The following is a 4,602-nucleotide window of genomic DNA, read 5'->3' as shown; positions in this document are numbered from 1 at the left end:
CGTCCACGAGGACGGACTCGACGCGCTCGACTACCCGCGCGTGTCCGCTCCCGTCGGGCTGTCCTTCCCCGAGCCGACCGTCCGCGCGAGCGAGGCGCGCGGCGAAGTGCTCGTCGTGGACGGCTTCGGAAACGCGATCACGAACGTTCCGGGCGACTTCCTGCGCGATCACTGGGGCGCGTACGCCCGCATCGACGGTGAGCGCGTCCCGGTCGCACGCACCTACGACGACGTGGCGGCGGACGAGCGACTGCTCACGGTCGGGAGTCACGGCAACGTCGAACTGGCGGTGAACAGGGGGAGAGGAGACGAGGCGTTCGGCGTCGAGGCGGGGAGCGCGATCCGGCTCGCCCTGCCCTAGTCCGTCGTCCCGGCCTCGGTCTCGATGGCGTCCGCGGTGCCCGCGCCGTCGACGGCCTCGGTGAGCGAGACGTTGAGCGTGAGCATGCTGACGACGCCGCCGACGACCGTCACCGCGTTCTTCACGGCGTGATCGACGAGCGCCACGGCGAGCGCCGCGGGCGCCGCGACGGGCGTGAGAACGACGACGAGCAGCGTGAACGCGCCCTCGTACAGCCCGATGCCGCCGGGCGAGAGCGGGAGGACCTTCGCGAGGTTCCCGACCGACACGGCGAAGAAGCCGGTCGCGAGGAGCGCCGGGAGCGGGAGGTCGATACCGAACGCGGTGAAGACGACGAGAGCGCAGCAGACGTCGATCGTCCAGATGAGGACGCTCGTCGCGCCGACGCGCGCGAACGTCGGGCCGTCGGCGGCGACGGTTTGCACGTCGGCGACGAACGACTCGGCGACGCCCGCGACGAGGTCGACGTACCCGTCGTCGCTCGCCCACTCGACCACGCGCCGGACGTAGCCGCCGTTCGTGCGGGCGGAGGCGACGATGACGACGACGGCCGCGATCGCGAGCGCGCCGACGAACCCCGCGACCGCGAGCGCGATCTCGGCGCTCTGCTGGTTGCCGCCCGCGAGCGCCCCGTCGCCCGTGATGGCCGCGAGGAGCGTCATCACCTGCTCGGGCGCGAAGACGGCGAGACCGAGCAGGACCGCGCCCGCGAGCAGCGTGATCGTGAGCAGATCGAAGACCCGCTCGACGGCGAGCGACGCGAACCCGGACGTGTAGGGAACGCGACGGCGGGCCTTCACGACGTACGCGCGGATGAGGTCGCCACCGCGCATCGGGAAGACGAGGTTCCCCGTCTGCGAGACGAACACCGCGCCCGTGAGGAACCCCACGCCCTCGCGGTACCCCAATTCGGCGAGAATGTCCCGGTATCGCACGCCGCGAAGCGGCCACGAGAGAGCGTACACGACGGCGGCGACGGCGACGAGCGTCGGATCGGCGTCCGCGACGGCGTCGAGCACCGCGCTCGGATCGAGGTAGAACAGCATGAGCGCGAGCGCGACGAGCGTGAGCGTGATGCCCGCGATCGCGCCCGTCCGGTGGTTCACGTACGGCGAGACGCTGAACTCCCACCAGCAACGCAGGACCTGCGATCCCATCCCGAAGACGTCGCGCACGAGATCGACCTTCGAGTCGCCCTTCGGCTCCCAGTCCACCGGGAACTCTTCCACGCGAAGCCCCTCGCGCTGGGCGCGCACCAGCATCTCCGTGTCCCAGAACCAGTGTTCGTCCTCGACTGCGGGTTCGAGGGTCTCGAACGCCTCGCGCGAGAACGCCTTGAAGCCGCACTGGTGATCGCGCAGCTCCGAGCCGAGGAGGAAGCGCGCGGCGAAGTTGAACCCCCGAGAGGGGATGCCGCGCTTCGCCGGACGGTCCGCGACGTTCTCCGGCATCCAGCGCGATCCCGTCGCGACGTCGTACTCCCCCGATCGCACGCTCTCCACGAGGTGTTCGAGGTGGCCCATGTCCGTCGCCAGATCCGTGTCGAAGTAGACGAGGACGTCACCGTGCGCGTCGGCGAACGCGGCGTCGAGCGCGCCGCCGCGCCCGAGGCGCTCGTCGCTGTGGAAGTGCCGGACGTCGTCGAACTCGGCGGCGAGTTCGTCCGCGATCGCCGGCGTTCGGTCGTCGCAGCCGTCCTCTGCGACGACGACCTCGTAGCTCCCGGCGGGGAGGAACGCATCGAGCGCGTCGCGCGTCGTGCGGACGGTGTGTTCGATGGTGTCCTCCTCGTTGTACGCGGGGAGGACGACGCTGACCTCGGTCTGCCGGTCGCTCATCTAGCCGTACCGTGGTCGCTATCGCGGTAAGTACCTTCTGCTACGCGCCGTCGAGTCGCACCCGCGTCGCCGACGCGCGTTTCGCGATCCTACCAGCGCGGCCGTCCACGGCGTACCACCGGCCAGCCACACATCCCCGAAACCGCCATCAGACCCAGATAAACGCCCTGAGGAGTCGATTTAGCTGGATGTACCAAACTCCCTATGACCGTTCCCGCCTACGATAGACGTATGAGCACGAGCGCGGCCGCGGCAGCGAGCACTCTCACTCCGAAGCAAGAGCGGATCCTCGCGTACCTCCGCGAGCACGCCGCCACCCAGACCTACTTCAAGTCGCGGCTCATCGGCGACGAACTCGACCTCTCCGCGAAGGAGGTCGGAACGAACATGACGGCGATCCAAGAGGGGGAGTACGACGTGGACGTCGAGAAGTGGGGGTACTCGTCGTCGACGACGTGGAAGGTCTCGCTGTGAGTCAGGGTTCGTAGGTGAGGAGACCGTCGGCCTCCCGAGCGAGCGCCGCGGCGTCGGACCCGAAGGAGTCGGCGTACCGTAACACGAGGACGAGCACCGTCTCGGGGCGCGTGATCGCGTACCCGCCCGCCCGATCGAGGAGACCGACGCCCTCGAGTTCGGCCGCGTACTTGCTGATGGTTCCCCGCGAGACACCCGCGGCCTCGGCGAGCGTCCCGCCGTCCGCATCTGGGTCCCGCAGGAGCGCCACGAGCATCGACCGCGGCGTCTCGCGGCGCAGGTAGCCGAGAGCGACCTTCTCGAAGTCCGCGAACTCGCCGGCCGGGTAGAAGCGCCGGTAGTCGCCGTCCCGATAGCTCTCGACGGCATCGGCGTCGAGCAGCCGGCGGAGGTGATGCTGGGCCTCGCCGGTGCCGAGCTGGAGGTCATCGCGGAGCTTGGAGAAGTGCGCGCCGGGCGTCGTCGTCAGATAGCCGCCGATGGCGTCCCTGACGTCGCTCTCGCCCGAGTCACCCGTCAGTCCGACGAGCGGACTGGCCGCGCCGACCGCGGCGAACCGCCGGAGGGTGGCGCGCTTGCTCTCGTCGATCCCCATTCGGGCGTCCGTACGGCGGTCGCCGGCAAAAAGCTTATCACACTCTACGAGCGCTCGGTCTCCGTCTCGGCGTCACCGTCCGTCGCGTCCGCGTCCGGCGTCTCGTCCGCCACCGCGGATCCCGACGCCGACGCGTCCCCACTCTCGTCGAACTCCGCGTCCATCTCGTCGATGACCTGCTCGGTCTCCTGCGCGCCCGTGTCCTGCCCGGCCATGACCTCCTCGGCCTCCTCCTCGAGCGCCTCGGGATCGACATCGGCCTCCTCGCTGATCTCGTTCAGCAGTTCGTCGATGCTGTCGAGACCGAGGAGTTCGCGCGTCTCCTCGTCGAACTCCAAGCTCTCCAGTCCCTCTGTCTCCGTCGCGACGTCGCTCCCCGTGAGGTGCTTGCCGTAGCGCCCCACCAGCGACGTGAGTTCCTGCGGGAGGACGAACGTCGTCGACTCGCTCTCGCCCATCCGCTCGATGGCTTCCATCCCGCGCTCGATGACGGCGCGCTCGCCCATCGACTCCGCGGACTTCGCGCGGAGGACGGTCGAGACCGCATCACCCTGCGCCTCCAAGACCTGCGAGCGCTTCTGGCCCTGCGCGCGGATGATGTCGGACTGCTTCTCCCCCTGCGCTTCCTCGATCGCGGACTGGCGTTCGCCCTGCGCCTCCAAGATCATCGCGCGGCGCTTGCGCTCCGCGGACGTCTGTTGCTCCATCGCCTGCTGGACGTCCTGCGAGGGGTTCACCTCCCGCACCTCCACGCTCTCCACGCGGATCCCCCACTCGTCCGTCGGCTCGTCGAGTTCCTTCCTGATCCGGGCGTTGATCTCTTGGCGCTTGTTCAGCGTGTCGTCCAGTTCCATGTCGCCGATCACCGCGCGCAGCGTCGTCTGCGCGAGGTTCGACACCGCGCGCTTGTAGTCGTCCACTTCGAGGAACGCGCGCTTCGCGTCCATCACGCGGATGTAGACGACCGCGTCCGCCGTCACCGGCGAGTTGTCGCGCGTGATCGCCTCTTGGCGCGGGACGTCGATCGTCTGCGTCCGCATGTCGAACGTGTACGTCCGCGAGACGAACGGCGGGACGAAGTTGATGCCCGGTTCGAGGAGGCCGCGGTACTCCCCGAAGACCGTGAGCGCCTTCTTCTCGTAGGCGTCCACGATCGCCACCATCTGATAGACCGTGACCGCCGCGAGCGCGACGAGGAGCACCGCCACCACCGTCAGTGGGAGACTCCCGCCGATCTGGAGCGGGGTGAGTGGGACCATGCGTGAACGATCACACAAACGGCGGATAAAGCTTCGCCCCGACCTTTTGCTGCGCTCGCTCCGCTCGCTGGCAAA

General features: G+C 69.0%; 5 protein-coding genes. 2 read left to right on the top strand and 3 right to left on the bottom strand.

Annotated elements, in window-relative coordinates; genetic code table 11:
* Nucleotides 1–361 (top strand): SAM hydroxide adenosyltransferase (locus AOZ13_RS12890; RefSeq protein ID WP_148294599.1); only part of this gene is annotated, 361 nt, incomplete at its 5' end.
* Here AOZ13_RS12890 and AOZ13_RS12885 read toward each other — a convergent pair.
* Nucleotides 358–2,199, bottom strand: a complete 1,842-nt coding sequence (locus AOZ13_RS12885; protein WP_021780789.1) for a flippase-like domain-containing protein — start codon at nucleotides 2,197–2,199, stop codon at nucleotides 358–360. The genes AOZ13_RS12890 and AOZ13_RS12885 overlap by 4 nt on opposite strands.
* Nucleotides 2,200–2,430: 231 nt before the next feature.
* On the opposite strand from AOZ13_RS12885, the gene AOZ13_RS12880 reads away from it, so the two are divergent.
* Nucleotides 2,431–2,673 (top strand): DUF7123 family protein, encoded by a 243-nt coding sequence (locus AOZ13_RS12880; protein WP_020221051.1) that lies wholly within the window; start codon nucleotides 2,431–2,433, stop codon nucleotides 2,671–2,673.
* A 1-nt stretch (nucleotide 2,674) separates the two neighbouring features.
* Here the strand turns inward: AOZ13_RS12880 and AOZ13_RS12875 are convergent, their stop codons facing one another.
* Both AOZ13_RS12875 and AOZ13_RS12870 read right to left on the bottom strand, forming a co-directional pair.
* Nucleotides 2,675–3,268, bottom strand: a complete 594-nt coding sequence (locus AOZ13_RS12875) for a winged helix-turn-helix transcriptional regulator (protein ID WP_020221052.1) — start codon at nucleotides 3,266–3,268, stop codon at nucleotides 2,675–2,677.
* 44 nt (nucleotides 3,269–3,312) lie between these two features.
* Complete coding sequence (locus AOZ13_RS12870; protein ID WP_021780788.1) at nucleotides 3,313–4,527, bottom strand: SPFH domain-containing protein; 1,215 nt, start codon at nucleotides 4,525–4,527, stop codon at nucleotides 3,313–3,315.
* Nucleotides 4,528–4,602: the final 75 nt, after the last annotated feature.

Source organism: Halarchaeum acidiphilum MH1-52-1 (assembly GCF_000474235.1).
GTDB classification, from domain to species: Archaea; Halobacteriota; Halobacteria; order Halobacteriales; family Halobacteriaceae; genus Halarchaeum; species Halarchaeum acidiphilum.
The sequence above is the reverse complement of the archived record's forward strand: the minus strand, read 5'-3'. Positions and strand labels throughout refer to the sequence as shown.